The organism is Pannonibacter sp. Q-1 (assembly GCF_054073275.1).
The window spans coordinates 628,835-655,450 of record NZ_JBSXNB010000002.1; the positions used below are offsets into that span (position 1 = coordinate 628,835).

Consider the following 26,616-nt stretch of genomic DNA (forward strand, 5'->3'; position numbering starts at 1 on the left):
TCAACCTTCCTGCGGAAGCGGCTCCTCCGCTTCCGTAACGCCGGCCTCACTGATCCGTTCCTCGATCAGGCGCCGCACCGCTGGAATCAATTCGGGATCCGCTTTCAGATGCGCGGCCTCTTCATCGACGATGGCCAGAAACAGATTGCGCTTCAGCCGCTGTTCTTCGGCCGGGGCAAGCACCCGGCTGCCGATGGAGGAGCGGACGATGCGCATCAGCCGGTCCGCCGCCGTCAGCCGGCCCCAGAGATAGTCATGCTCACGCCAAGAGCGGTTGAAGAAGGCGCCGAAGGTGTTGAGCGCCGATCCCTTCAGCACGAATCCCTCATCCAGCAGGGAACTGGCGTCCCGCGGGCTGATCCGGTCGATCAGCGTTTCGTTGACTTCCGAAAAATCGGTGCGCTGAAAGACGGGCAGCGTCACCAGATCATAGAAGGCAAAGCCCACATAGGCGCGCGTCAGATCCTGCCGCAGGCCCGGCACCAGATAGGTGAAGGTCATCACCGCGAAAATGTCATCCTGCAGCCGGTCGAGATCCCCCAGCCGCATGTGGGCACGGATCGCAGCAAGGGCCATCTCCATGGCCTCAGGCCCGTCATCCGTGGCAAGCACAGCCGCCAGATCGCACAAACTCTCAGGATAGGCCGCCGCGTTCCAGCAGCGCAGCAGCATGTCGATCTGTTCGTAGAGTTCCCGCTTCAGAGCATCCAGATCATCCGGCTTCTGCACCGCCACGTCCTGGCTGCGGGACTGGTAGAAGCTGTTGAGGCGCCGCACCACGAAGCGCAGGCGGCGGATGCGGTAATCCACATCGAGCCCCTTCAGCAGGCTGATCATGGCCTGCGAGGAACCGAAATTGCCCGCCTCCATGGCCTCCGGCAGACCTGCCTTGAGGCGGGAAAGCACATTGTCCAGATCAAGCTCTGCCCCTGCCCTTGCGGCCAGCTCGCAGATCAGCCCCGCCAGCCGCTCGGCCAGCGCCTCCACCTTCAGGGTCTGATAGCTGAGATAGGCATAGCCGGCCTGCACATGAGCTGCCTCATTCGCCTTCACCCGGCAGCGGGTCAGCTCATCGATGGTCAGCGGCTGGCTGGAAGCGGCCGGCAGGATGCGCCCGACCTCCGCCTCCACCAGCGGATCGGTGGCGGCAATCACCTCGGCCAGGCGCCGTGCCCGCCGGTTGCGCGCCTCGATAGCCTTGAGGTCATCGCCCACGGGTTCGTTGCGCGGGATATGGGCAAGAGAGGACAGGATCACCCGGAAGAAGCCGGGAACCGTATCATTTGCCCCGTTCGGCCCGACGCCCTTGCCGTTGAAGGGCACCGGGTCCACATAAACCAGCCGCCGGGCGACTTCGCGGGTGGCGGGCCGCTCGTCTATCGCCTCGATCACCGGACCGAAGGGCTTGTTCATCACCACGCTGCCATCGACAAAGCAGCGCCGCTCCACATCTTCGACTGACCCGCCGATCGTGCTGCGCAGGAATTCCTCCCGCGTTTCCCAGGTCTCGCTCCGCTCTGCCAGCAGCCTGTCCATTTCCCCAACGGTCGCCGGGGGGAAAGCGCCGGGGAAGGAGGAGGTGGCGCGGGCGGCAAAGACGAGGCCGGGAATGTGGCGGGGCGTAAAGCTGCTGTCCAGAACGCCCGGCATGCGGTGATGACAGGAAAAGCGCAGAATGCGCCGGTGCTCGCGCTCCTCGATGAAGGCCGGTTCATCAATGTGGATGCGCTGCCGGCGGCCGTAATAGTCGGTCAGGGTGACGAACAGCTCCAGCTTCTGTCCACGCGGCACCAGCGTTGCGCCCTCGCGCCAGCTGGCGTCCATGGCGTGGCAGGCATCCAGCATCCAGCCGCAATAGCGCGAACCGGAAAACGGCGGGGTGAACCAGCGCGACTGGGTGAGCAACCGCAGTTTTTCCCGTGTTTCCGGGCTATCGATCTGCGCCCTGAGGCCCGAGGTGATCAGCCGGTCGATCACCGGCGACATGCCGCTCTTGAGGTAACGGGTGATGCCGTCCTGCGGCTGCGCCAGGCGCGTCACATCGGCGTTCTCAAGCCAGAGGTCGCGGTGGGCATCCAGCGGCAGATCATGGGCAATGGCACGGGCGAGCATCACCCCGTTGACGCCGCCTGCCGATGCCCCGGCGATGGCATCCACCACCACGCGGACATTCACGTCAGGCTCATAGGCCCGCAGCAGGTCGAGATAGGCAAGTGTGGACGGGGACAGGGTTCCGGCTGCCATCTCCTCCGCCGCTTCCTGCCGATCGCGCGAGGCATTGAGGCTGGAGGCCTTGACGAGATTGAGGACTTCGCGGCTGACGCCATGCATGTAGATGGCAAGGGAAACGCCGCCGTAGAACACGAGCGCGAGGCGGATCTCGATCTGCTTCATGGGCGAATCCCCGGACCGACAGGCCGCCAGCATCGCGCAGCCGCCCTCCGACGGCAAGGCGAAGTTAGGAGGGTGTTACCGTCTCACCCGCCGCCGCGCTCACGGCGGAGCCTCGACCAGTATTCGAGCCGCTTGCGCAACTCGCGCTCGAAGCCGCGCTCCACCGGATCATAGAACACCTGACGCCCCATGCTTTCGGGGAAATAGTCCTGACCGGAGAAGGCATCCGGCTGATCGTGGTCATAGGCGTAGCCGTCGCCATAGCCTTCGGACTTCATCAGCTTGGTCGGGGCGTTGAGGATATGCTTGGGCGGCAGCAGCGAGCCATGGCTCTTGGCCGCCCGCACCGCCGCCTTGTAGGCCGTATAGACCGCATTCGACTTGGGCGCGGTCGCCAGATAGACCACGCATTGCGCCAGCGCCAGTTCGCCTTCCGGGGAGCCGAGCATCTGATAGCCATCGCGCGCCGCATTGGCCTGCGTCAGCGCCTGAGGATCGGCAAGGCCGATGTCCTCCACCGCCATGCGGATCAGGCGGCGGGCGAGATAAAGCGGGTCCTCGCCGCCATCCAGCATACGCGCGAACCAGTAGAGTGCCGCATCAGGGTCCGAACCCCGCACCGACTTGTGCAGGGCGGAAATCAGATTGTAATGGCCGTCCTGGCTCTTGTCATAGATCGGCGCCCGGCGCTGGACGATCTCCTGCAGGCGCGCTGCGGTGAAGACTTCCCCCTCCCCGGCTGCACGCCAGACATCTTCCGCGAGCGTCAGGGCAGAACGGCCGTCGCCATCGGCCATGCGCATCAGCACGCCGCGCGCTTCTTCATCAAGCGGCAGCGGCTTGCCCTCCTCCTGCTCGGCCCGTGACAGCAGACGCTCCACCGCCTCCCGGTCGAGCGAGCGGAAGGTCATCACGTGCGAGCGCGACAGGAGCGCGGCATTGAGCTCGAAGGACGGGTTCTCGGTCGTCGCCCCCACCAGGGTGATGGTGCCGTCTTCCATCACCGGCAGGAAACTGTCCTGCTGGGCGCGGTTGAAGCGGTGGATCTCGTCCACGAACAGCAGCGTGCCCCGCCCGCCCATGCGCCGGGCACGGGCGGCCTCAAATACTTTCTTGAGGTCGGCAACGCCGGAAAAGATCGCCGAGATCTGTTCAAAGCCCAGATCCGTTTCCGCTGCCAGCAGCCGGGCGACGGTGGTCTTGCCGGTGCCCGGAGGCCCCCAGAAGATTAGCGAGCCAAGGCTGCGGTTGCGCAGCATGCGCGACAGGGTGCCATCGGGGCCCAGCAGATGGTCCTGCCCCGCCACATCCTCAAGCCGCTTCGGGCGCAGCCTGTCCGCCAGCGGGCGCGGCCCGGCGGGTTGGGAGGCAAGCATCTGCCCGGAAGCGGAAAAGAGGTCACTCATGACGGATCAACTGCATGGTCAGCCGCGCAGGGCCAGACGTGTCGTCTCCCCGCCCCGCTTGATATCGAGAAGCCAGAACCTTGCAGGGCGGCGCAGCATCCGGTCAAGCTCTGCTGTGGTGGTGACCTTCTGTTCGTTCACACCTACGATGATATCCCCCGGCCGCAAGCCCACCCGGTTGGCAGGCGAGCCCTGTGCCACTTCGCTGATCACGACGCCCTCGTCCATGGTGTCGAGGCGCAGTTCATCCGAGACGGCCGGGGAAAGATTCAGCACGGTCGCGCCCGCAAAAGGCGAATAGGCCTCGATCCGGCGGGCATCGCGCGCCGGGGTTTCGGGCGCAGCCGTCAGCGCCACATCGGCTTGCAGTTCCGATCCGTTGCGCAGGAAGGTGAATTTCGCCGCACCGCCCAGCTGCCGGGTGGCAAAACGGTAGCCGAAGGAGTCAGGGTCGAGCACTTCGGCCCCATCCACCGCCGTCACAAGGTCACCGACCTTCAGCCCGGCCGTGTCTGCCGGGGAGCCCGGGAACACCTTGGTGACCAGCACGCCGCGCGGCCGGTCGAGGCCAAGGGCTTCAGCAATTTCCGCCCCAACCACCTGAACCGTCGCTCCCAGCCAGGGCCGCTGCACCTTGCCGGACGTCTGCGCCGATGTGGCGACGAAGCTCACCATATTGGCGGGGATCGCAAAGCCGATGCCGATGGAGCCGCCGGAACGGGAGAAAATCGCGGTGTTGATGCCGACCAGCCGTCCGTGCATGTCGACCAGCGCGCCGCCCGAGTTGCCCGGGTTGATGGCGGCATCGGTCTGGATGAAGAACTGATAGTCGGTCACGCCCACCTGCGTGCGGGCCAGAGCCGAGACGATGCCCTGCGTCACCGTCTGGCCGACACCGAAGGGATTGCCGATGGCCAGCACCATGTCACCGACTTCCAGCCCGTCCGAATCGGCAAATTCCACCGTCGGGAAATTGCCGCCTTCGCGGATCTTCAGCACGGCCAGATCCGTCCGCTCGTCCTTGAGGATGATGTCGGCATCGAACTCGCGCCGGTCGCTGAGTGCCACGCGCACCTCGTCGGCATTCTCGATGACGTGATTGTTGGTGATGATGATGCCTTCGGGGGCAATGATCACGCCCGACCCGAGGGAAGACTGCACCCGCCTGCGCTGGCCGCCGGGGGCGTTATCGGGCACGCCGAAGAAACGGCGGAAGAAGGGATCATCCAGAAAGGGCGAAACCTGCCGCTGCTCCACCATGCGCGTCGCATAGACGTTGACGACTGCAGGCGCCACCTTCTTCACGACCGGGGCAAAGGACAGCGTCACTTCCGCTTCACTCTTTGGAACCTGCCGTTCCTGGGCAATGGCGGTGCCGGCAGCGCCGGGCACGGCAATGGCCCCCAGAATCAGGGTGCAAGCCAGCAAGCGGGTGAAACAGGCCCGAAGGCTGTGGCCCGCGAACGGGGCATGGCTGTGGGACAAGGCCATCATCAAAGCTCCCTCAAAATGCAGAATCCGGCCCGAAGGCCGGATTCGATACATGCCAGATAGGAAGCCTGTCCCGCAATGCCAAGCCTTATAGCCCGGCATTGCAGTCTGACCGGCTCAGGCCGAGCGGACCTGCGACAGGAAGGAGCGGACCTCCTCGTCGAGGTGGCGGGCCTGGCTGGTCAGTTCGCTGGCCGAGGCCACGAAGCCATCGGCAGCGGTGCCGGTGCGCTCGGTCACGTCGTTCACGCGGCGGATGTTGCTCGTCACCTCTTCGGTGCCGCGCGCTGCACGCTGCGTGTTGTCGGCGATGCCCTGCGTTGCGGCGCTCTGCTCCTCGACGGCGGAAGACACCTCGGTCACCGACATGGTGATCTCACCGATGGTCTCCTGGATCTCGGCGATTGCGGCAACGGCATCATCCGTGGCGCTGCGGATCGCGTCGATCTGCTGCTGGATTTCGCCGGTCGCCTTGCCGGTCTGCGAGGCCAGTTCCTTCACTTCCGACGCCACGACCGCAAAGCCGCGGCCGGCCTCGCCCGCACGCGCCGCCTCGATGGTGGCGTTGAGGGCAAGGAGGTTGGTCTGATCGGCGATATCGGAGATCAGCGTCACCACCTCACCGATGCGGTTGGCAGCTTCCGCCAGCGACCGCACGGTGGTGTTGGTGGCCTGAGCGCGGATCGTTGCCGTCTGGGCCACGCTGGACGAGCGGGCGATCAGTTCGGAGATCTGGCGGATCGAGCTCGACAGCTGGTCCGAAGCCGAAGCGATCGACTGCACTTCTTACATGGCCTGGTTGGACATGTCAGCCGCACGAGACGCGCTGTCGCCAGCCGACTGCGTCATTTCCTGCACTTCGCGGGCCGCGGACTGCAGGCTCTGCGCCGAACGGGAGACGGTTTCCACCACGCGGCCAACGGATGCCTCAAATTCGGCAGCCAGACCGGAGAGCATTTCCTTGCGCTGTTCGGCCTGCGAGCGGGCGGCAATCGCCTCTTCCTGCGCACGGCGCTCCTGCTCGGCAGCCGCATTCTCGCGGATCTGCAGAACGGCACGGCCGATCTCACCGATTTCATCACCGCGGCGGGCCGCAGAAATGTCCTGCGACAGGTTGCCGTTGGCAATGGAGGTCAGGGCCTGAACGAGCACCTGCAGCGGCTTGGTGATGGTGCGGGAGAACAACAGGGCCACGACCGCCACGATACCCAGCGTGATCAGCGTCAGCATGATCATCCGGTCACGCATGGCCGTGACGGCACTCAGCGTTTCTTCAACGGTCTTGTCCGCCACAACGGCATAGGTCTGGCCCATGAAGTTGATCGGCTCGGCGAGAACCATGCGGTCCAGCCCATCCTTGCCGGTCACTTCACCGGTGGAGCCCACGCCGCGCAGGGCGTCCTCAATCGGCTTGCCAGAAACCTGGAACTTGAGGGCGGTCGGATAGTCCAGGGCCGGCATCGTCGTCAGCACCATGCCGCCCTGCGCGACCAGATAGGTCTGCCCCGTTTCGCCAAGGCCCTTCCGGTCGGCCAGAACCTTGTCCAGCATCGGAGAGGTCACGCGCATGGCGATGACACCCAGATACTTGCTCTCGCCAAACTCGTTCACATAGACGGGTTGTGCCAGGAACATCGACGGGATGGCATCGGCGCCATATTCACTGAAGCCGGTTGCCACCTGAGTGCCTGCGGGCTGGCCCGCAGCCAGCTTGAACGCCTCGCCCAGACCGGTCGCGGCCAGCGAACCGTCGGTGACGGACTGAAGGAAGTCGTCGCCCTTGGTCACGGAGTAGAGAACGAGGCCGTCATTGGTGATGCCGTAGATATCGCCGTAGCCGCCAGCCTTCCAGGCCGACAGGAACGAGCCATGCAGCTCGCCATGGCGCCAGGAATACATGGTCTTGTTGGTCTTGCCGTTCAGTTCGGCACGATCAGCGGCGGCGCTGCCGGCAGCCTGATAGTAGCTGCGGATCGAATCCATATCCGTGGTCAGATTCGCACGCGTGCTCGCCAGATCCTTCATGACCAGGGTCGCCGCAGCGCCCGAGGCCAGATTGGACAGATCCGACTGAATACCATCGAGCTTGGCGGACAGCAGAGCGTGACGGGACTGCACCATCAGGCTGAGCTCGGAAACGCCCGCCTTTTCAAGGCCGTCGCGGCCGGTTGTATAACCGATCACCCCAACCACTGCACAGGAAACCAATGCAAGGCCAACAGTGACAGCAGGTATAATCGTGGAAAGACGTAAAAAGCCCCGGCTCTTGACGCCGGCATTCTGACTTCCGCTCATAGCGCACCCAGCTCCATGGAAAGGAAAAGTGGACGCAGCATCTCCTTAATGATCTTAAGAACAAGATAATTTTGACAAGTGATCTGAGCAGACACACAAATTCAGCAGAAAATATCGACAAAAAGCAAAAGGCGGGCACAGGGCCCGCCTTTCACGTTTTTTATACTTCCGAAACCTTACGCTGCGTTTTCAGCAGCCTGTTCCGCTTCGTGACGGGCACGGTCGGCAGCGCCGCGTGCAGACATGTCACGGTCAACCAGCTCGATCACAGCCATCGGTGCGCTGTCGCCGTAGCGGAAGCCAGCCTTGACCACGCGGGTGTAGCCACCGTTGCGCTCCTTGTAACGGCTGGCGAGCACGTCAAACAGCTTGCGGACCATGGCAACGTCACGAACCTGCGAGATCGCCTGACGGCGGGCATGCAGGTCGCCGCGCTTGCCGAGGGTGACAAGCTTGTCCATGATCGGCTTCATTTCCTTGGCCTTCGGCAGCGTCGTGACGATGGCTTCGTGTTCAATCAGCGAGGCCGCCATGTTGGCGAACATCGCAGTACGGTGGCTCGTGGTGCGGCCGAGCTTGCGGCCGGATTTACCGTGGCGCATGGCCTTCTCCTTTAGACGTTAAGCGGGCATCCTCTGCGGGACTGCCGCCCTGTTGTTCTGCCAGGGGCGAAACCGCCCCTTAGTACTGATGGTCCTCGTAGCGCTTGGCGAGGTCCTCGATGTTCTCCGGCGGCCAGTTGGCCACGTCCATGCCCAGATGGAGACCCATCTGTGCGAGAACTTCCTTGATCTCGTTAAGCGACTTGCGGCCGAAGTTCGGCGTGCGGAGCATTTCCGCCTCGGTCTTCTGGATGAGATCGCCGATATAAACGATGTTGTCGTTCTTCAGGCAGTTTGCCGAACGAACGGACAGCTCGAGCTCGTCGACCTTCTTGAGAAGGGCCGGGTTGAATGCCAGTTCCGGAACGCTGTCTTCTGCAATCTCGCGCTTCGGCTCTTCGAAGTTGACGAAGATCGAAAGCTGGTCCTGCAGAATGCGTGCCGCGTAAGCCACCGCATCTTCCGGCTTCACCGAACCATCGGTTTCGACCGTCAGCGTCAGCTTGTCATAGTCAAGAACCTGGCCTTCACGGGTGTTTTCCACCTTGTAGGACACTTTCTTGACCGGGGAGTACAGGCTGTCGACCGGGATCAGACCAATCGGAGCGTCCTCAGGACGGTTCCGCTCGGCTGCCACGTAGCCCTTGCCGGTGTTGACCGTAAACTCCATGCGGATTTCCGCGCCCTCATCGAGGGTGCAGAGCACGAGTTCCGGGTTCAGCACTTCAACGTCGCCAACCGTCTGGATGTCACCAGCCGTCACGACGCCAGGCCCCTGCTTGCGCACAACCATGCGCTTGGGGCCCTCGCCTTCCATGCGGATCGCGATTTCCTTGATGTTCAGGATGATGTCCGTCACATCTTCGCGCACGCCCGGAATGGACGAGAATTCGTGCAGAACGCCGTCGATCTGCACAGCCGTTACAGCAGCACCCTGCAGCGAGGACAGCAGGATGCGGCGCAGGGCGTTGCCGAGCGTGAGGCCATAGCCGCGCTCAAGCGGCTCGGCGACCACGGTGCCGGTCGTGCGCGGGTTCTCACCCGGCTTCACTTCCAGCTTGTTCGGCTTGATCAGCTCTTGCCAGTTCTTCTGAATCGTCACGTTCTTACCTCGTCGGCTGTCCCGCCGGAGCTCGCCGGCCATTCTTCGCCATTGGAGGAAACCAGGTATCTGAAAGTCAAAAGACCTCAGACGCGGCGGCGCTTGCGCGGACGGCACCCGTTGTGCGGGATCGGCGTCACATCGCGGATCGACGTGATGAGGAAGCCGGCAGCCTGCAGGGCGCGCAGAGCCGATTCACGGCCCGAACCCGGACCACGAACTTCGACTTCGAGCGTGCGCATGCCGTGCTCGGAAGCCTTGCGGGCTGCGTCTTCTGCAGCAACCTGAGCTGCGTACGGGGTCGACTTACGCGAACCCTTGAAGCCGAGAGCACCAGCGGACGACCAGGAAATCGCATTTCCCTGCGCGTCGGTGATGGTGATCATGGTGTTGTTGAACGTGGAGTTCACGTGTGCCACGCCAGAAGAGATGTTCTTGCGTTCGCGGCGGCGCACGCGTGTCGTGTCCTTAGCCATTCTTGATTCCTTGGTTTGATCTCTGCACCGCCGTAATACCGGCGGCTACACCAGCCGATGAGGCAGATTACTTCTTCTTGCCAGCGATCGGCTTCGCCGGGCCCTTGCGGGTCCGCGCATTCGTATGGGTGCGCTGGCCACGGACCGGCAGGCCGCGGCGGTGACGCAGGCCGCGGTAGCAGCCAAGGTCCATCAGGCGCTTGATGTTCATCGCGGTCTCGCGGCGCAGGTCACCTTCCACGAGGTAGTCGCGGTCGATGGTCTCGCGGATCGCCAGCACTTCGGCGTCAGACAGCTGATTCACGCGGCGCTCCGGCGCAATGTTCACCTTTTCGATGATTTCCTGCGCGAACTTGGCACCAATGCCGTGAATGTACTGAAGCGCGATGACAACGCGCTTGTTCGTCGGGATGTTAACGCCAGCAATACGTGCCACGTGCGTCTCCATATCTTGCGGCTTATGTGCCGCGGTTGCATTTCCCCGCGTCCGGTGGAGCCCGGCCCTTGCGGGAGTTTGTTGGCTGGCTTTGACCAGCACAGAATGTGCCGGCCCCGGTGTTTCCGGGATCGGCACATAATCTTGAGGATTAGAGCGCGGTGTTTACCGGCTCTCAACCCGTTCGTCAAGCTTCGAAAGAACGGCAGCAATGGCAGCCGTCACATCATCGATCGGCTGCATGCCATCGATGACCGTGAGAAGACCGTTCTTCTCGTAGTAGGGAATGACCACGGCCGTATCGCGGTTATAGGCTTCAAGACGCTGCTTGAAGACTTCCGGATCATCATCCTTGCGGACCGGCTGGCCGGCGGCCTTCGCCTCTTCCGCACGGTTGATGATTCGCGACACGAGCCTGGACTGGTCCACCCGCAGCTCGATCACCGCATCGAGACCGATGCGGTTTTCTGCGAGCATCTGGTCCAGAGCCTCGGCCTGGGCCAGCGTGCGCGGGAAGCCGTCGAGGATGAACCCCTTCTGTGCGTCCGCTTCACCAATCCGGTCACGGATGATGCCGACAACGATCTCGTCGGAGACGAGCCCGCCAGCGTCCATCACCGCCTTGGCTTTGAGGCCAACCTCGGTTCCGGCTGCGACGGCGGCACGAAGCATGTCGCCGGTCGACAGTTGCGGAATGCCATGTTTGGCAACAAGCCGGGCCGCCTGAGTACCCTTCCCTGCACCGGGAGGTCCGACCAGAATCAACCTCATCTACGCTTCCCCCTGAGCTTTGCTTTCTTCACCAGTCCCTCGTACTGGTGCGCAAGCAGATGGCCCTGGATCTGGGAAACGGTGTCCATCGTGACGCTCACAACGATCAGCAGCGAGGTTCCTCCGAAATAGAACGGAACGCCCGTCGCGGAAATGAGGAATTCGGGTAATAGGCAGACCGCCGTGATGTAGATGGCGCCCAGTACCGTAATGCGGGTCAGCACATGGTCAATGAATTGAGCCGTACGCTCGCCCGGACGAATCCCCGGAATGAATCCGCCGTGCCGCTTCAGATTGTCCGCCGTTTCCGACGGGCTGAACACGATGGCCGTGTAGAAGAAGCAGAAGAACACGATCATTGCCGCGTAGAAGATCATGTACAGCGGCTGTCCATGACCAAGCAGCGTCGTCACCGTCGTCAGCCAGGCCGGACCGCTGCCCGCGGAGAACCCGGCAATGGTTGCCGGAATGAGCAGAAGCGACGAGGCGAAGATCGGCGGGATGACGCCCGCGGTGTTGAGCTTGAGGGGCAGGAAAGACGTGTTGCCCTCAAACATCTTGTTGCCAACCTGGCGCTTCGGATACTGGATCAGAAGCCGGCGCTGCGCCCGCTCCATGAACACGATCAGCGCAATGACGCCGATTGCCAGAATGAGAAGCACCGGAATGAGCCAGCCCGCGATTGCGTCCTGACGGCCCAGCTCGAACAGCGATACGAGCGCTGTCGGCAGACCGGCCACGATGCCGGCAAAGATGATCAGCGAAATGCCGTTACCGATGCCGCGCGAGGTGATCTGCTCACCCAGCCACATCAGGAACATGGTGCCGCCCGTCAGGCTGAGAACAGCGGAAAGACGGAAGAACCAGCCCGGATCGGTCACCACATTGGCCGAACCCTCAAGCCCGACCGCAATGCCGTAGGACTGCGCAATCGCCAGAAGCACCGTGCCGTAGCGGGTGTACTGGTTGATGACCTTGCGGCCCTGCTCCCCTTCCTTCTTCAGCGCCTCAAGCGTCGGAACGACGGTCGTCATCAGCTGCATGATAATGGAAGCGGAGATATAGGGCATGATGCCCAGGGCGAAGATCGCCATACGCTCGACGGCGCCGCCGGCGAACATGTTGAACATGCCGATCACACCAGACTGAGCCTGGCTGAAGGCCTGTGCAAAAGCGGCCGGATTGATCCCGGGCAGCGGGATGTAAGTGCCGAACCGATAAACCAAAAGCGCCCCCAGCGTGAACCAGATGCGCTTCTTGAGTTCTTCAGCCTTCGCGAAAGCCGAGAAATTGAGATTTGATGCCAGCTGTTCGGCAGCGGATGCCATGCCGTTCTCCGGAGGTTGCTGTCCGAGAAAAAGGGCGAAGCCCAGGCCTATTCGGCCTGAGCTCCGAGGATCACGACCTTGCCGCCGGCCTTCTCGACAGCCTCGACAGCCGTCTTGGAAGCGCCAGCAACTTCGAAGGTCACTGCGGCCTTCAGCTCGCCATCGGCCAGGAGGCGGACGCCGTCCTTGACGCGCTTGACGATGCCGGCAGCCTTGAGAGCCTCAACCGTGATCGAAGCCTTGGCATCCAGCTTGCCCTCGTCGAGAGCAACCTGCACGCGGCCGAGCGACACGATGTTGAAGTCCTTGGCAAAGATGTTGGTGAAACCGCGCTTCGGCAGGCGGCGATGCAGCGGCATCTGACCACCTTCAAAGCCCTTGATCGCCACGCCGGAACGGGACTTCTGACCCTTCACGCCGCGGCCACCAGTCTTGCCCTTGCCAGAGCCGATACCGCGGCCAACGCGGGTACGGTCCTTAACGGAACCAGGATTGTCCCGCAGGTCATTGAGCTTCATAGTCTTCTCTCCTGCCCTCACGCTTCGTCAACGATGCGGACGAGGTGCGGAAGCTTGCGGATCATGCCGCGCACTTCCGGAGTGTCCTTGAGCGTCGAGCGGCGGTGCATCTTGTTCAGGCCGAGGCCGATCAAGGTTGCCTGCTGCTCCTTGGGACGGCGCAGCGGGCTGCCGATCTGCTCGACCGTTACGGTCTTTTCGGTGTTCGCCATGGAACTACCCCTCGTTCAACTGGTTACCGGGGTGCCGGGCTTCAAGCCTCGGCACCTGCCGGAACCGTTTCGTCGTTGTCGCGGCGGCGGCCCTGAAGCACCGAGACCTTGAGGCCGCGACGGGCCGCGACAGCACGCGGGCTGTCTTCCTTGGTCAGGGCGGCAAAGGTTGCGCGCACCATGTTGTACGGGTTCGAGGAGCCAAGCGACTTGGCAACCACGTCCTGGACGCCGAGCGTCTCGAACACGGCGCGCATCGGGCCACCCGCGATGATACCGGTACCAGCCGGAGCTGCACGCAGGATCACCTTGCCGGCGCCATGACGGCCCTCGACATCGTGATGCAGCGTACGGCCCTCGCGCAGCGGCACGCGAACCATAGCACGCTTGGCAGCTTCCGTTGCCTTGCGGATCGCTTCCGGCACTTCGCGAGCCTTGCCGTGGCCGAAGCCGACGCGGCCCTTCTGGTCACCCACGACGACGAGCGCGGCAAAGCCGAAACGACGGCCACCCTTGACCACCTTCGCGACGCGGTTGATGTGTACGAGCTTGTCGACGAACTCGCTGTCGCGCTCTTCGCGATCGCGCTCCCGTGTGTCCTGTCTCGCCATATTATTCGTCTTCCGTTCTTCAGAGCGCCAAGCGCTGGTCAGAATTCAAGTCCGCCCTCGCGGGCTGCATCTGCAAGCGCCTTGATGCGCCCGTGATACATGTACCCGCCACGGTCGAACACGACCTGCTTGACGCCAGCGGCCACAGCGCGCTCGGCGACAAGCTTGCCGACAGCTGCAGCCGCAGCCACATCGGCGCCCGTCTTCAATGCGCCCCGCACGTCCTTTTCAAGCGTGGAGGCAGAGGCAATGGTATGCCCCTTGGCGTCGTCGATGATCTGGGCATAGATCTGCTTCGACGAGCGGAATACGGAAAGGCGCGGACGACCGTTCGCCACCTTCTTGATCGAACGGCGCACGCGGTCGCGACGACGCTCGAAAGCAGTTTTGCTGTTCGCCATGATCCGGGTCCGTTACTTCTTCTTGCCTTCTTTGCGAACGATGAACTCGCCCGCATAGCGAATGCCCTTGCCCTTGTACGGCTCGGGGCCACGGTATTCGCGGATGTTAGCCGCGACCTGACCGACGACCTGCTTGTCGATGCCGGAGATAAGAATCTCGGTCGGCTTCGGGCACTTGACTTCAATTCCCTCCGGGACCTCGTAAACGACGTCGTGGGAGAAGCCAAGGGCGAGCTGGACATTGCGGCCCTGCATCTGAGCACGGTAACCCACACCGGTGATCTCGAGCTTGCGTTCGAAGCCCTGGCTCACGCCGGTGATCAGGTTCTGGATCATGGTCCGGGTCATGCCCCACATGGAGCGTGCCGGCTTGCTGTCATTACGGGGATCAACCTGGATCCCGGCATCCGTCATTTCGGCGAGCACCAGATCGTTGAGCACGAAGGACAGCTGGCCCTTCGGTCCCTTGACCTCGATGGTGCGGCCGTTGATCGTTGCCGTTACCCCGCTCGGCACGGGGACTGGCTTTTTGCCAATACGAGACATCTGATCAACCTTGTCACATAAATAGGAAGGTCACTGCCGCGTCAGAAGACGCGGCAGAGCACTTCACCACCAACATTCTCATCCCGCGCCTGATGGTCGCTCATGACACCACGGGGCGTCGACAGGATCGACACACCAAGGCCATTCGCGACATGCGGAATGTTCTTTACCGACGAGTACACGCGACGGCCCGGCTTGGAGATACGTTCGATCTCACGAATCACCGGTACACCATCGAAATACTTCAGTTCGATCTCAAGCTCGGACTTGCCGTCCTCGAATTCGACCGTCGTGTAGCCACGGATGTAACCTTCCTTGGCCAAAACATCAAGCACATGCGCACGCAGCTTCGAATGAGGTGAGGACACCTTGTTCTTGCGGCGCAGCTGCGCGTTCCGGATGCGGGTGAGCATATCACCCAACGGATCGGAAATTGCCATCGCAGCCTCTCCTTACCAGCTCGACTTGACCAGGCCCGGGATCTTACCCAGGGAGCCCAGCTCACGCAGCGCAACGCGCGACATCTTCAGCTTGCGGTAGAAGCCGCGCGGACGGCCGGTGACTTCACACCGGTTGCGCACGCGGTTCGGTGCCGAATTGCGCGGCAGTGCCGCGAGCTTCAGACGGGCGGCGAAACGCTCTTCCAGAGACAGCGTTTCATCCTTGGCTGCGGCCTTGAGAGCAGCACGCTTTGCAGCGTACTTCAGCACAAGGCGCTCGCGCCGCTTGTTCTTCTCGATCGCGCTCTTCTTCGCCATCGTTTTTCCTCGTTCCTTTCCCGTATATCCGCGTTACTTGCGGAACGGGAAGTTGAACGCGCGCAGCAGTTCGCGCGCCTCTTCATCGGTGTTGGCCGTGGTGCACACGACCACGTCCATACCCCAAATCTGGTCGACCTTGTCGTACTCGATTTCGGGGAAAACGATGTGTTCCTTAATGCCCATGGCGTAGTTGCCACGGCCATCGAAGCTCTTCGGGTTCAGACCGCGGAAGTCACGAACGCGCGGAAGCGCGATGGTGATCAGACGGTCGAGAAACTCGAACATCTGTTCGCGGCGCAGCGTCACCTTGGCGCCGAGGGGCATGCCCTCACGCACCTTGAAGGTGGCGATGGAGTTCGCAGCCTTGGTGATCACCGGCTTCTGACCGGCGATGAGCGCCAGGTCGTCCGCAGCGATGCGCACCTTCTTGCTGTCTGCAACTGCCTCACCGACGCCCATGTTGAGAACAACCTTCTCAAGCTTGGGGATCTGCATCGGGTTGGTGTAGTTGAACTTTTCCTGCAGCTGCTTGCGCACCACTTCATCGTAGTGCGTCTTGAACCGCGGCACGTAGGTCTCAGCCATCGATCAGGTCTCCCGAACGCTTGGCCACACGGACCTTGCGGCCGTCTTCCTGCACCTTGAACCCGACGCGAGTCGGCTTGCCATCCTTCGGATCGGCTACAGCCAGGTTGGAAACGTGGATCGGGGCTTCCTTTGCCACGATGCCTGCTTCCTGGGTCTGCGTCTGGCGCTGGTGGCGGCGAACGACGTTGATGCCGCGCACGAGAGCCTTGTTGTCCGTCGGCAGCATCTGCAGCACTTCGCCGGTCTTGCCCTTGTCACGACCGGCGAGCACGACAACCGTGTCGCCTTTTTTAATTTTCGCAGCCATCAGAGCACCTCCGGCGCGAGCGAAATGATCTTCATGTGGTTCTTTGCACGGAGCTCGCGCGGCACCGGCCCAAAGATACGGGTGCCGATCGGCTCCTTGTTGTTGTTGACCAGGACCGCCGCATTGCGGTCGAACCGGATCACGCTGCCGTCGGGACGGCGAATGTCCTTCGCCGTACGCACGACGACCGCCTTCATCACGTCGCCCTTCTTGACGCGGCCGCGCGGGATAGCTTCCTTGATGCTGACGACGATGATGTCGCCAACGCGGGCATACTTCCGCTTCGAGCCGCCGAGCACCTTGATGCACATGACACGACGGGCGCCGGAATTATCCGCCACGTCGAGGTTTGTTTGCATCTGAATCATGACTTGGCCGCCTTGTTCTCTCTACGGCGCACCTGCCACGGGCGCCGGATGCTCAACAGAGCCGTGGTCTCAGGAGACCACGGTCCAACGTTTGGTCTTGGAGATCGGCGCGCACTCTTCGATCTGAACCGTGTCGCCGACCTGATACTTGTTCGCTTCGTCATGCGCCCGGTACTTCTTGGACCGGCGCACCGTCTTCTTGAGCAGCGGGTGAGTGAAGCGACGCTCCACCTTCACCGTCACCGTCTTGTCATTCGCGTTGCTGACCACGGTGCCCTGCAAAATGCGTTTCGGCATTGAGGCCTCCTTACGCGGTTGCGGTCATGCGCTTATCGCGCATGATCGTCTGGATCCGGGCGATATCCCGGCGGATCTGCCGGAAACGACCAGTGTTTTCGAGCTGACCGGTGGCCTTCTGAAAGCGCAGGTTGAACTGCTCCTTCTTCAGTGCCTCGAGTTCCGTACGGAGCTCGTCGAGGGTCTTTGCCCTTACATCATTTGCCTTCATGGCTCAACTCTCCTCGACTGCCTTACTCGGCGATCCGCTGTACGAACCGGCACTTGATCGGCAGCTTGGCAGCAGCCAGGCGCATTGCTTCGCGGGCAACGTCTTCCGGCACGCCGTCAATCTCGAACATGATACGGCCCGGCTTGACACGGCAGGCCCAGTAGTCCGGGGCACCTTTACCCTTACCCATGCGGACTTCCGCAGGCTTGGAAGACACCGGCACATCCGGGAAAATCCGGATCCAAACACGGCCCGCACGCTTCATGTGACGGGTCATTGCACGACGGGCTGCCTCGATCTGGCGGGCGGTGACACGCTCCGGCTCCACGGCCTTCAGACCGAATTCGCCGAAGTTCAGGTCAGTACCGCCCTTCGCCATGCCGTGGATGCGGCCCTTGTGCTGCTTGCGGAACTTAGTTCGCTTCGGTTGCAGCATCGTTCTTCTCTCGTTCTTGCGTTACACGGGCGCTGCCTTTTCAGGCAGCGCGCTCGCGACCACGATCACGGCGCTGGCCGCGATCACCCTGATTCGCATCCGAGCTTTCGGTCGCGCGGCGTTCAGACGCCATCGGATCGTGCTCGAGGATCTCGCCCTTGAAGATCCAGACCTTGACGCCGCAGGCGCCATAGGCGGTGTGAGCGGTCGCTGTGCCATAATCGATGTCGGCGCGCAAGGTGTGCAGCGGCACACGGCCTTCACGATACCACTCGACGCGTGCGATTTCCGCACCACCCAGACGGCCGCCGCAGTTGATGCGGATGCCAAGGGCGCCCAGACGCATGGCCGACTGAACGGCACGCTTCATGGCGCGGCGGAATGCAACACGGCGTTCCAGCTGCTGGGCGATCGAAGCGGCAACCAGGGTCGCGTCGATTTCCGGCTTGCGCACTTCAACGATGTTGATGTGCACTTCGGCGTCGGTGATCGCGGCAAGCTTCTTGCGCAGCTTGTCGATGTCCGCACCCTTCTTGCCGATGACCACACCCGGACGGCCGGAATGAATGGTCACGCGGCACTTCTTGTGCGGGCGTTCAATCACGATCTTGGAAACCGCAGCCTGCTTCAGCTCGTTCATCAGATATTCGCGGATGCGGAAATCTTCATGAAGCAGCTTGCCGTATTCGCCCTTGTTGGCGAACCAGCGGGAGTCCCAGGTGCGGTTGATCCCGAGGCGCATGCCGATCGGGTTAACTTTGTGTCCCATCAGGCAGTCTCCTCGACTTGACGAACAACGATGGTCAGGTTCGAGAACGGCTTCTCGATCCGGCCAGCGCGGCCACGTGCACGGGCATGGAACCGCTTGATGACAAAAGCCTTGCCCACATGGGCTTCGGCAACCACCAGGCTGTCCACGTCCAGGTCGTGGTTGTTCTCGGCATTCGCAATCGCGGACATCAGGGTCTTCTTGACGTCACCAGCGATGCGCTTGCGGGAGAACGTCAGATCCGCCAGAGCGGAACTTACCTTCTTGCCGCGGATTGCAGCCGCCACGAGGTTCAGCTTCTGCGGGGAAACGCGCAGCATGCGCGTGACCGCCTTGGCCTCGTTGTCGGCGAGCGTCCGCTCACGCTTCGGCTTGCCCATCGTTACTTCCTCTTCGCCTTCTTGTCGGCGCCGTGCCCATAGTAGGTCCGGGTCGGCGAGAACTCGCCGAGCTTGTGACCAATCATTTCTTCAGACACCAGCACCGGAACGTGCTTCTGTCCGTTGTAGACGCCGAAGGTCAGGCCAACGAACTGCGGCAGGATCGTCGAGCGGCGGCTCCAGGTCTTGATGACCTCGTTCCGGCCGGTTTCGCGAACCTTGTCCGCCTTCTTCAGCAGATACCCGTCGACAAACGGACCTTTCCAGATCGAACGTGTCACGATCCGTACCTCTTACTTCTTGCGAGCATGACGGCTGCGAACAATGAACTTGTCCGTTGCCTTGTTGCTGCGCGTGCGCTTGCCCTTCGTCGGCTTGCCCCAGGGGGTCACCGGATGACGGCCACCCGAGGTGCGGCCTTCACCACCGCCGTGCGGATGGTCGATCGGGTTCATGGCCACACCGCGAGTGTGCGGGCGGATGCCGAGCCAGCGCGAACGTCCGGCCTTGCCCAGGTTGATGTTGCCATGGTCCGGGTTGGACACGGCGCCGATGGACGCCATGCAGGTGCCCAGAACGCGGCGCTGTTCACCGGACATGAGACGCAGGATCGTGTAACCCTGGTCACGGCCGACGATCTGAACGAAAGCACCGGCGGAACGGGCGATCTGACCGCCCTTGCCCGGCTTCAGCTCAACGTTGTGGACAATGGTGCCGACCGGAATGGAAGCCAGCGGCATTGCGTTGCCCGGCTTCACGTCGACGGACTCACCAGCCACAACCATGTCGCCAGCAGCAAGACGCTGCGGGGCCAGGATGTAGGCCAGCTCGCCATCCTCGTAACGGATCAGCGCGATGAAAGCGGTGCGGTTCGGATCGTATTCCAGGCGCTCAACAGTCGCCGGAACGTCGAACTTGCGACGCTTGAAGTCCACCAGACGGTAGGAGCGCTTGTGGCCACCACCGCGGTTCGGTGCCGTCAGACGGCCGCGGTTGTTGCGGCCGCCGGTCTTGCTCAGGCCTTCGGTCAAGGTCTTGACCGGCTTGCCCTTCCAGAGATCGGCACGGTCCACCTGAACCAGCTGGCGCCGGCCGGGGGACGTGGGGTTGAAGGTCTTGAGTGCCATAATTGTCGTCCCAGCCTTAGAGTCCGGTCGTCACGTCGATCGAGTGACCCTCGGCGAGCGTCACAATGGCCTTCTTGTAGTCGGACTGCTGTCCGATGCGGCCGCGGAAACGCTTCACCTTGCCCTTGCGGACCAGAGTGTTCACCGCAGTGACCTTGACGCCGAACAGGGCTTCAATCGCTGCCTTGATTTCCGGCTTGGTTGCCGAGTTGGCAACCTTGAAGACCACCTTGTTCTCTTCCGAGGCCATGGTCGCCTTCTCGGTGATCACCGGGCTGACGATCTTGTCGTAGTGAGCGATCTTGCTCATTTGAACCGCTCCTCGATAGCCGACACAGCAGCCTTGGTTAGAACCAGGGTGTTGCGGCGCAGGATGTCGTAGACGTTGATGCCCTGAACCGGGAGCACGTCAACAGCCGGAATGTTGCGGGCGGCGAGTGCGAAGTTCGCATCCACCTCTGCACCATCGATGACCAGCACGTTGGCGAGGCCCAGCTTGCTGAACTTTTCCTTCAGCAGCTTGGTCTTGGCTTCAGCGGCCTTGGCGTCCTCGACAACGATCAGCGAACCGGCCTTAACCTTGGAAGACAGCGCATGGGCGAGGCCCAGGGCGCGAACCTTCTTCGGCAGGTCGTGGCCATGGTCACGGACAACCGGACCAAAAGCCTTGCCGCCGCCGCGGAACTGCGGAGCCTTGCGGTTGCCGTGACGGGCGCCACCGGAGCCCTTCTGACGGACGAACTTCTTGGTCGTGCCGGAGACTTCGGCACGGCCCTTGGCCTTGTGGGTACCAGCCTGGCGCTTGGCAAGCTGCCAGCGCACAACGCGGTGGATCAGATCCGTGCGCGGCTCGAGACCGAAGATCTCGTCCGACACCGTGATCGAACCGGCGGCCGAACCTTCGAGGGTTTTGACCTCAAGTTCCATCACTCACTCTCCTTGCCCGTGGCTGCCTCGGCAACGGCCCGGAAAGCACCCGGGACCGGCACGCCTTCCGGCAGCGCCTTCTTGACGGCATCGCGAACCAGGATCCAGCCGCCCTTGGCACCGGGAACAGAGCCCTCGACCATGATCAGGCCGCGCTCGACGTCCGTGCGGACAACCTTGAGGTTCTGCGTGGTCACACGGGCATCACCCATGTGGCCGGCCATCTTCTTGCCCTTGAACACCTTGCCCGGGTCCTGACGCTGGCCGGTCGAACCGTGCGCGCGGTGGGACACCGAGTTACCGTGAGAAGCGCGGCCACCACCGAAGTTGTGGCGCTTCATGGAACCGGCAAAGCCCTTACCGATCGAGGTGCCGGTGACGTCGACAAACTGACCTTCCACATAGTGGTCGGCAGTGATCTCGGACCCGACTTCGATCAGGTTGTCCGGGCTCACGCGGAACTCAGCCAGCGTGCGCTTCGGTTCAACCTTGGCAACCGCGAAATGTCCGCGCATCGCCTTGGGCGTGTTCTTGACTTTGGCAACACCGGAGCCAAGCTGCAGTGCGGTGTAGCCATTCTTTTCTTCAGTGCGGTGAGCAACAACCTGGCAGTTTTCGAGCCGCAGTACAGTGACCGGCACATGCTCGCCAGCCTGGTTGTAAATGCGGGTCATGCCCACCTTCTGAGCGATCACTCCAGAACGCATTGGCGTAAACCTTTCGATCCGACTCAGAGCTTGATCTCGACGTCCACGCCAGCTGCCAGGTCGAGCTTCATAAGAGCGTCGACGGTCTGCGGCGTCGGATCGACGATGTCGAGGAGGCGCTTGTGAGTGCGCATCTCAAACTGATCGCGGCTTTTCTTGTCGATGTGCGGACCACGAAGCACGGTGTACTTCTCAATCCGCGTCGGCAGCGGCACGGGACCCCGTACCTGCGCACCGGTCCGCTTCGCCGTGTTCACGATCTCCCGGGTGGAAGCATCGAGAATACGGTGATCGAATGCCTTGAGGCGGATCCGGATATTCTGACCGTTCATTTCAGATTTCCCGATAAGACTGGGCCCCGCCGTCCGCCTGAAGCGGCGGCGGGGGCACCCGCCGATTACTCAATGATGGAAGCGACAACGCCGGCGCCGACGGTACGGCCACCTTCGCGGATAGCGAAGCGCAGGCCGTCTTCCATGGCGATCGGAACGATCAGCGTCACGACGACCGAGATGTTGTCGCCCGGCATCACCATTTCCGTGCCTTCCGGCAGCTCAACGATGCCCGTCACGTCCGTCGTGCGGAAGTAGAACTGCGGACGGTAGTTCGTGAAGAACGGCGTATGACGGCCGCCTTCTTCCTTCGTCAGGATGTAGGCTTCGGCCTTGAACTTCTTGTGCGGCTTAACCGAACCCGGCTTGCACAGAACCTGACCACGCTCAACGTCCTCACGGCCAACGCCACGGATCAGCGCGCCGATGTTGTCGCCTGCCTGACCCTGGTCCAGAAGCTTGCGGAACATCTCAACGCCGGTCACGGTCGTCTTCTTGGTGTCGCGGATGCCGACGATCTCGACTTCCTCACCCACCTTCACGATGCCGCGCTCGACACGGCCGGTCACCACGGTGCCACGGCCGGAGATCGAGAACACGTCTTCGATCGGCATCAGGAACGGCATGTCGATCGGACGGTCCGGCGTCGGGATGTACGCGTCAACGGCGTCCATCAGAGCGCGGATGGCGTCACGGCCGATGTTGGCGTCGCGGTTTTCAACCGCAGCCAGAGCCGAGCCCTTGACGATCGGAATGTCGTCGCCCGGGAAGTCATACGAGGACAGCAGCTCGCGCAGCTCCATCTCGACGAGATCCAGAAGCTCTTCGTCGTCGACCTGGTCGACCTTGTTCATGAACACCACCAGAGCCGGCACGCCGACCTGACGGGCGAGCAGGATGTGCTCGCGGGTCTGCGGCATCGGGCCGTCAGCGGCCGAGCACACCAGGATCGCGCCGTCCATCTGGGCAGCACCGGTGATCATGTTCTTGACGTAGTCGGCGTGACCCGGGCAGTCAACGTGAGCGTAGTGACGGTTTGCCGTCTCATACTCAACGTGTGCCGTCGAGATCGTGATGCCGCGCGCCTTTTCTTCCGGCGCTGCGTCGATCTGGTCATAGGCCTTGGCAACCGCGCCGCCGGTCTCAGCCAGCGTCATCGTGATCGCCGCGGTCAGCGTCGTCTTGCCGTGGTCAACGTGGCCGATCGTGCCAATGTTCACGTGCGGCTTCGTGCGCTCAAACTTTTCCTTCGCCATCGGATTACTCCGCTTTCTCTAGTTCTTTAATGTCGGTCGGTGGTTCAGGCGTACTTCGCCTGAACCTGGTCAGCAACGGCCTGCGGCACCTGCTCGTAATGGTCGAACACCATCGAGTACTGCGCACGCCCCTGCGACATGGACCGCAGGTTGTTCACGTAGCCAAACATGTTGGCAAGCGGGACCATCGCGGTGATCGCGGTCACAACACCACGGTCTTCCGTGCCGTTGATCTGGCCGCGGCGGGAGTTCAGGTCGCCGATCACGTCGCCCATGTAGTCAGCCGGGGTCACGACCTCGACCTTCATGATGGGCTCGAGCAGCTTCGGACCGGCCTTTGCGATTGCTTCACGGAAGCCGGCGCGGGCAGCGATTTCGAAGGCCAGAACCGAGGAGTCCACGTCGTGGTAGGCACCGTCGGTCAGGCTCGCCTTGATGTCGACCATCGGGAAGCCGGCGAGCGGGCCCGAAGACATCACGCTCTCGATACCCTTGGTCACGCCCGGGATGTATTCCTTCGGAACAGCACCACCGACGATCTGGCTCTCGAAGGCATAGCCTGCACCCACCTCGTTCGGCTCGATGACGAGCTTGATGCGGGCGAACTGGCCGGTACCACCGGTCTGCTTCTTGTGGGTGTAGTCCACTTCGGCGCGGCGGGTGATCGTCTCGCGATAGGCCACCTGCGGAGCACCGATGTTGGCTTCCACCTTGAACTCGCGGCGCATGCGGTCGACGATGATGTCGAGGTGAAGTTCACCCATGCCGGCGATGATCGTCTGGCCGCTTTCCTCGTCGGTCTTGACGCGGAAGGACGGATCTTCAGCTGCCAGGCGGTTGAGCGCGAGGCCCATCTTTTCCTGGTCGCCCTTGGTCTTCGGCTCGACGGCGATCTCGATCACCGGCTCGGGGAATTCCATGCGCTCAAGAATGACCGGCTTGGCAGGATCGCAGAGCGTGTCACCCGTGGTGGTGTCCTTCAGACCGGCGATGGCAACGATGTCGCCTGCATAGGCAACGTCGATGTCTTCACGGCTGTTGGCATGCATCTGCATCATGCGGCCGACGCGTTCCTTCTTGTCCTTCACGGTGTTCTGCAGGGACGTGCCCTTGTTCAGAACGCCCGAGTAGATGCGGCAGAAGGTGAGCGAACCGACGAACGGGTCGTTCATGATCTTGAACGCCAGCATGGACAGGGGCTCTTCGTCGCTCGACTTGCGGAGGATTTCCCCCTCGGTCTTCGGATCGATGCCCTTGATGGCCGGAACGTCGAGCGGGCACGGCAGGTAGTCCACCACGCCGTCGAGCAGCGGCTGAACGCCCTTGTTCTTGAAGGCCGAGCCAGCGAAGATCGGAATGAACTCGCCGCTGATGGTGCCCTTGCGGATGAGTGCCTTCAGCGTGTCGTTGTCCGGCTCGTTGCCTTCCAGATACGCTTCCATGGCAGCTTCATCGACTTCGACAGCCGTCTCGATCATGGCATCACGGAATTCCTGAGCCTTGTCAGCCAGGTCAGCCGGGATCTCGACTTCGTCCCAGGCAGCGCCCAGGCTTTCGTCGCGCCAGATCAGCGCCTTCATCTTGATCAGATCGACCACGCCGGCGAACTCGCTCTCGGCGCCAACCGGGATCTGTACGCACAGAGCCTTGGCACCCAGACGGGTCTTGACCATCTCGACGCAGCGGTAGAAGTCCGCACCGAGCTTGTCCATCTTGTTGACGAAGATCATGCGCGGCACGCGGTACTTGTCCGCCTGACGCCACACGGTTTCAGTCTGGGGCTCAACGCCAGCGTTGGCGTCGAGAAGGGCAACGGCACCGTCCAGCACGCGCAGGGAACGCTCCACCTCGATGGTGAAGTCCACGTGACCCGGGGTGTCGATGATGTTCAGGCGCTTTTCATTCCAGAAAGCGGTGGTCGCGGCGGACGTGATCGTGATGCCGCGTTCCTGTTCCTGCTCCATCCAGTCCATGGTGGCAGCGCCATCATGAACTTCACCGATCTTGTGGCTATTGCCTGTGTAATACAGGATGCGCTCGGTGGTCGTGGTCTTGCCGGCATCGATGTGAGCCATGATGCCGAAGTTGCGGTAGTCCTCGATTTTGTGCGTGCGAGACATGACGTCAGCCCTTTTCCAGGATTACCAGCGGTAGTGAGAGAAGGCGCGGTTCGCGTCCGCCATGCGGTGCGTGTCTTCGCGCTTCTTCACTGCGGAACCACGGTTGTTCGCGGCGTCGAGCATTTCGCCCGACAGGCGGTCCACCATGGTGGTTTCGTTGCGGTTGCGGGCTGCAGTGATCAGCCAGCGGATCGCCAGTGCCTGACGGCGGTCCGTGCGGACTTCCACCGGAACCTGGTAGGTCGCACCACCGACGCGGCGGGAGCGGACTTCCACCTGCGGCATGACGTTTTCGAGAGCCGCATGGAACACCTCGATGGGGTTCTCACGGGTCTTCTTCTCGATGATGTCGAAGGCACCGTAAACGATGCGCTCGGCCACGGACTTCTTGCCGTGATACATGATCGAGTTCATGAACTTCGTAACGACGATATCACCGAACTTGGGATCCGGAATGATCTCGCGCTTTTCTGCGCTGTGACGACGGGACATGCCGCGCGCTCCTTACTTCGGCCGCTTGGCGCCGTACTTCGACCGGCGCTGCTTACGGTTCTTGACGCCCTGGGTGTCGAGCACGCCACGGATGATGTGGTAGCGAACGCCCGGCAAATCCTTGACGCGGCCGCCGCGGATCATCACCACGGAGTGTTCCTGAAGGTTGTGGCCTTCACCCGGGATGTAACCGATGACTTCGAAGCCATTCGTCAGGCGCACCTTGGCAACCTTACGAAGTGCCGAGTTCGGCTTCTTCGGCGTCGTGGTGTATACGCGGGTGCAAACACCACGCTTCTGCGGGCAGGCCTCCATGGCCGGCACCTTGTTCCGCTTCGGCGGGTCTTTCCGCGGCTTGCGGATCAGCTGGTTGATGGTCGGCATTCTGTGCCCTTTACCTCTGCCATCCAAAAATTCGTACGCTACCCTGCTTTTCACTGACTACGTGACAAACGTAATCGCGCCTCAGCCATGTTCGCACATGGGAGGCGCTGCGAAAACCAGAGGACCACGAGGTTAATCGCGGTCGTGCAATCGACGCTTATTCGCCTTTTTGAACCCGGCAGCGTTTAAGTATTCAGGTTCCTTGCGTAGACCGCTGGAACACATCAGGACTTACCGCCTGCCCTTGGGATGGGCGGACACTACTCACGGCGCCCCCTGCCGTCAAGGGAAATCTCGGATTTCTGCGGGATTGCCCTGCCCTGCTGCGCCTTGGCCGCGGCACGGGCTGAATCTGCGCATTTCCGCATCTTTTGTAACGCCAATGCGCGCAGTATTGTAATTAAATTATACAGCCCAGACATCCTGCAAGGCCTGGCCCTATGCCGGTTAACCGTGCCTTGCGAATCCTGCAGGGCTGTCCTGCAGCCTGCTGAGCCGCAGAAGCCCCGAATCCCCGGCGGTTTTCCCGAAAACCGGGACTCACTGCACGGTGAGCCGGTTGTTT

At 62.2% G+C, this 26,616-nt stretch carries 36 protein-coding genes; all 36 read right to left on the minus strand.

Annotated features, from left to right (window positions below; translation table 11 throughout):
* Positions 1-2,394 (minus strand): patatin-like protein, encoded by a 2,394-nt coding sequence (locus tag ACVNHC_RS06855; protein ID WP_457166807.1) that lies wholly within the window; start codon positions 2,392-2,394, stop codon positions 1-3.
* An 83-nt stretch (positions 2,395-2,477) separates the two neighbouring features.
* The gene (locus ACVNHC_RS06860) at positions 2,478-3,800 is read right to left on the minus strand and encodes a replication-associated recombination protein A (RefSeq protein WP_457166808.1); all 1,323 of its coding nucleotides are present in this window, start codon (positions 3,798-3,800) and stop codon (positions 2,478-2,480) included.
* An 18-nt stretch (positions 3,801-3,818) separates the two neighbouring features.
* Positions 3,819-5,294 (minus strand): DegQ family serine endoprotease, encoded by a 1,476-nt coding sequence (locus ACVNHC_RS06865; protein WP_457166809.1) that lies wholly within the window; start codon positions 5,292-5,294, stop codon positions 3,819-3,821.
* Between the two features lie 114 nt (positions 5,295-5,408).
* Positions 5,409-6,074, minus strand: a complete 666-nt coding sequence (locus ACVNHC_RS06870) for a methyl-accepting chemotaxis protein (RefSeq protein WP_457166810.1) — start codon at positions 6,072-6,074, stop codon at positions 5,409-5,411.
* Between the two features lie 3 nt (positions 6,075-6,077).
* Positions 6,078-7,475: a HAMP domain-containing protein gene (locus ACVNHC_RS06875; protein ID WP_457166811.1), complete on the minus strand. Its 1,398-nt coding sequence runs from the start codon at positions 7,473-7,475 to the stop codon at positions 6,078-6,080.
* Between the two features lie 287 nt (positions 7,476-7,762).
* Positions 7,763-8,188, minus strand: a complete 426-nt coding sequence (gene rplQ, locus ACVNHC_RS06880; RefSeq protein WP_026355984.1) for a 50S ribosomal protein L17 — start codon at positions 8,186-8,188, stop codon at positions 7,763-7,765.
* A 79-nt stretch (positions 8,189-8,267) separates the two neighbouring features.
* Positions 8,268-9,332, minus strand: coding sequence for a DNA-directed RNA polymerase subunit alpha (locus ACVNHC_RS06885; protein WP_019965848.1), 1,065 nt, complete (start codon positions 9,330-9,332; stop codon positions 8,268-8,270).
* 44 nt (positions 9,333-9,376) lie between these two features.
* Complete coding sequence (rpsK, locus tag ACVNHC_RS06890; protein ID WP_019965849.1) at positions 9,377-9,766, minus strand: 30S ribosomal protein S11; 390 nt, start codon at positions 9,764-9,766, stop codon at positions 9,377-9,379.
* Positions 9,767-9,833: 67 nt separating this feature from the next.
* A complete protein-coding gene (gene rpsM / locus ACVNHC_RS06895) occupies positions 9,834-10,202 on the minus strand; it encodes a 30S ribosomal protein S13 (protein ID WP_026355986.1) in 369 nt (122 codons plus the stop codon).
* Between the two features lie 165 nt (positions 10,203-10,367).
* On the minus strand, positions 10,368-10,973 hold the full coding sequence (locus ACVNHC_RS06900; protein WP_050474673.1) for an adenylate kinase: 606 nt from the start codon (positions 10,971-10,973) through the stop codon (positions 10,368-10,370).
* Complete coding sequence (gene secY, locus ACVNHC_RS06905; protein WP_050474672.1) at positions 10,970-12,301, minus strand: preprotein translocase subunit SecY; 1,332 nt, start codon at positions 12,299-12,301, stop codon at positions 10,970-10,972. The genes ACVNHC_RS06900 and secY overlap by 4 nt, the downstream gene beginning before the upstream one ends.
* Positions 12,302-12,348: 47 nt before the next feature.
* Entirely contained in the window at positions 12,349-12,819 is a 471-nt protein-coding gene (gene rplO, locus ACVNHC_RS06910; RefSeq protein ID WP_050474671.1) for a 50S ribosomal protein L15, read from the minus strand.
* A gap of 17 nt (positions 12,820-12,836) precedes the next feature.
* Positions 12,837-13,031, minus strand: coding sequence for a 50S ribosomal protein L30 (gene rpmD / locus ACVNHC_RS06915; protein WP_019965854.1), 195 nt, complete (start codon positions 13,029-13,031; stop codon positions 12,837-12,839).
* A gap of 41 nt (positions 13,032-13,072) precedes the next feature.
* Positions 13,073-13,642, minus strand: a complete 570-nt coding sequence (gene rpsE / locus ACVNHC_RS06920) for a 30S ribosomal protein S5 (RefSeq protein WP_019965855.1) — start codon at positions 13,640-13,642, stop codon at positions 13,073-13,075.
* A gap of 38 nt (positions 13,643-13,680) precedes the next feature.
* Positions 13,681-14,043 carry a 50S ribosomal protein L18 gene (gene rplR / locus ACVNHC_RS06925; protein ID WP_019965856.1) on the minus strand — a complete coding sequence of 121 codons (363 nt, stop codon included), beginning with the start codon at positions 14,041-14,043 and terminating at the stop codon, positions 13,681-13,683.
* A 12-nt stretch (positions 14,044-14,055) separates the two neighbouring features.
* Positions 14,056-14,589, minus strand: coding sequence for a 50S ribosomal protein L6 (gene rplF / locus ACVNHC_RS06930; RefSeq protein ID WP_026355988.1), 534 nt, complete (start codon positions 14,587-14,589; stop codon positions 14,056-14,058).
* A 41-nt stretch (positions 14,590-14,630) separates the two neighbouring features.
* A complete protein-coding gene (gene rpsH, locus ACVNHC_RS06935) occupies positions 14,631-15,029 on the minus strand; it encodes a 30S ribosomal protein S8 (protein ID WP_019965858.1) in 399 nt (132 codons plus the stop codon).
* Positions 15,030-15,041: 12 nt separating this feature from the next.
* Positions 15,042-15,347: a 30S ribosomal protein S14 gene (gene rpsN, locus ACVNHC_RS06940; RefSeq protein WP_019965859.1), complete on the minus strand. Its 306-nt coding sequence runs from the start codon at positions 15,345-15,347 to the stop codon at positions 15,042-15,044.
* Between the two features lie 33 nt (positions 15,348-15,380).
* Positions 15,381-15,935, minus strand: coding sequence for a 50S ribosomal protein L5 (gene rplE / locus ACVNHC_RS06945; RefSeq protein WP_050474670.1), 555 nt, complete (start codon positions 15,933-15,935; stop codon positions 15,381-15,383).
* Positions 15,928-16,245: a 50S ribosomal protein L24 gene (gene rplX, locus ACVNHC_RS06950; protein ID WP_019965861.1), complete on the minus strand. Its 318-nt coding sequence runs from the start codon at positions 16,243-16,245 to the stop codon at positions 15,928-15,930. Before rplX ends, rplE begins: the two co-directional genes overlap by 8 nt.
* Entirely contained in the window at positions 16,245-16,613 is a 369-nt protein-coding gene (gene rplN / locus ACVNHC_RS06955) for a 50S ribosomal protein L14 (RefSeq protein WP_013652493.1), read from the minus strand. Before rplN ends, rplX begins: the two co-directional genes overlap by 1 nt.
* A gap of 69 nt (positions 16,614-16,682) precedes the next feature.
* Positions 16,683-16,910 carry a 30S ribosomal protein S17 gene (gene rpsQ, locus ACVNHC_RS06960; RefSeq protein WP_019965862.1) on the minus strand — a complete coding sequence of 76 codons (228 nt, stop codon included), beginning with the start codon at positions 16,908-16,910 and terminating at the stop codon, positions 16,683-16,685.
* A 10-nt stretch (positions 16,911-16,920) separates the two neighbouring features.
* Positions 16,921-17,121 (minus strand): 50S ribosomal protein L29, encoded by a 201-nt coding sequence (gene rpmC, locus ACVNHC_RS06965; RefSeq protein WP_019965863.1) that lies wholly within the window; start codon positions 17,119-17,121, stop codon positions 16,921-16,923.
* A gap of 22 nt (positions 17,122-17,143) precedes the next feature.
* The gene (gene rplP, locus ACVNHC_RS06970) at positions 17,144-17,557 is read right to left on the minus strand and encodes a 50S ribosomal protein L16 (protein WP_019965864.1); all 414 of its coding nucleotides are present in this window, start codon (positions 17,555-17,557) and stop codon (positions 17,144-17,146) included.
* 40 nt (positions 17,558-17,597) lie between these two features.
* Positions 17,598-18,326 (minus strand): 30S ribosomal protein S3, encoded by a 729-nt coding sequence (gene rpsC, locus ACVNHC_RS06975; protein WP_019965865.1) that lies wholly within the window; start codon positions 18,324-18,326, stop codon positions 17,598-17,600.
* Positions 18,326-18,706 (minus strand): 50S ribosomal protein L22, encoded by a 381-nt coding sequence (rplV, locus tag ACVNHC_RS06980; RefSeq protein WP_019965866.1) that lies wholly within the window; start codon positions 18,704-18,706, stop codon positions 18,326-18,328. The genes rpsC and rplV overlap by 1 nt, the downstream gene beginning before the upstream one ends.
* Positions 18,707-18,708: 2 nt before the next feature.
* Positions 18,709-18,987 carry a 30S ribosomal protein S19 gene (gene rpsS, locus ACVNHC_RS06985; protein ID WP_019965867.1) on the minus strand — a complete coding sequence of 93 codons (279 nt, stop codon included), beginning with the start codon at positions 18,985-18,987 and terminating at the stop codon, positions 18,709-18,711.
* Positions 18,988-18,999: 12 nt separating this feature from the next.
* Positions 19,000-19,833, minus strand: a complete 834-nt coding sequence (gene rplB, locus ACVNHC_RS06990; RefSeq protein WP_019965868.1) for a 50S ribosomal protein L2 — start codon at positions 19,831-19,833, stop codon at positions 19,000-19,002.
* Between the two features lie 16 nt (positions 19,834-19,849).
* A complete protein-coding gene (locus ACVNHC_RS06995; protein WP_019965869.1) occupies positions 19,850-20,143 on the minus strand; it encodes a 50S ribosomal protein L23 in 294 nt (97 codons plus the stop codon).
* Complete coding sequence (rplD, locus tag ACVNHC_RS07000; protein ID WP_019965870.1) at positions 20,140-20,760, minus strand: 50S ribosomal protein L4; 621 nt, start codon at positions 20,758-20,760, stop codon at positions 20,140-20,142. Before rplD ends, ACVNHC_RS06995 begins: the two co-directional genes overlap by 4 nt.
* Positions 20,760-21,467, minus strand: a complete 708-nt coding sequence (gene rplC, locus ACVNHC_RS07005; protein ID WP_050474669.1) for a 50S ribosomal protein L3 — start codon at positions 21,465-21,467, stop codon at positions 20,760-20,762. Before rplC ends, rplD begins: the two co-directional genes overlap by 1 nt.
* Before the next feature lie 23 nt (positions 21,468-21,490).
* Positions 21,491-21,799: a 30S ribosomal protein S10 gene (gene rpsJ / locus ACVNHC_RS07010; RefSeq protein WP_013652482.1), complete on the minus strand. Its 309-nt coding sequence runs from the start codon at positions 21,797-21,799 to the stop codon at positions 21,491-21,493.
* A 65-nt stretch (positions 21,800-21,864) separates the two neighbouring features.
* Positions 21,865-23,055 (minus strand): elongation factor Tu, encoded by a 1,191-nt coding sequence (gene tuf, locus ACVNHC_RS07015; RefSeq protein ID WP_058900184.1) that lies wholly within the window; start codon positions 23,053-23,055, stop codon positions 21,865-21,867.
* Between the two features lie 44 nt (positions 23,056-23,099).
* Complete coding sequence (fusA, locus tag ACVNHC_RS07020; protein WP_457166812.1) at positions 23,100-25,175, minus strand: elongation factor G; 2,076 nt, start codon at positions 25,173-25,175, stop codon at positions 23,100-23,102.
* Between the two features lie 21 nt (positions 25,176-25,196).
* Complete coding sequence (gene rpsG / locus ACVNHC_RS07025) at positions 25,197-25,667, minus strand: 30S ribosomal protein S7 (RefSeq protein WP_019966690.1); 471 nt, start codon at positions 25,665-25,667, stop codon at positions 25,197-25,199.
* A gap of 12 nt (positions 25,668-25,679) precedes the next feature.
* Complete coding sequence (gene rpsL, locus ACVNHC_RS07030) at positions 25,680-26,051, minus strand: 30S ribosomal protein S12 (protein WP_019966691.1); 372 nt, start codon at positions 26,049-26,051, stop codon at positions 25,680-25,682.
* Positions 26,052-26,616: the final 565 nt, after the last annotated feature.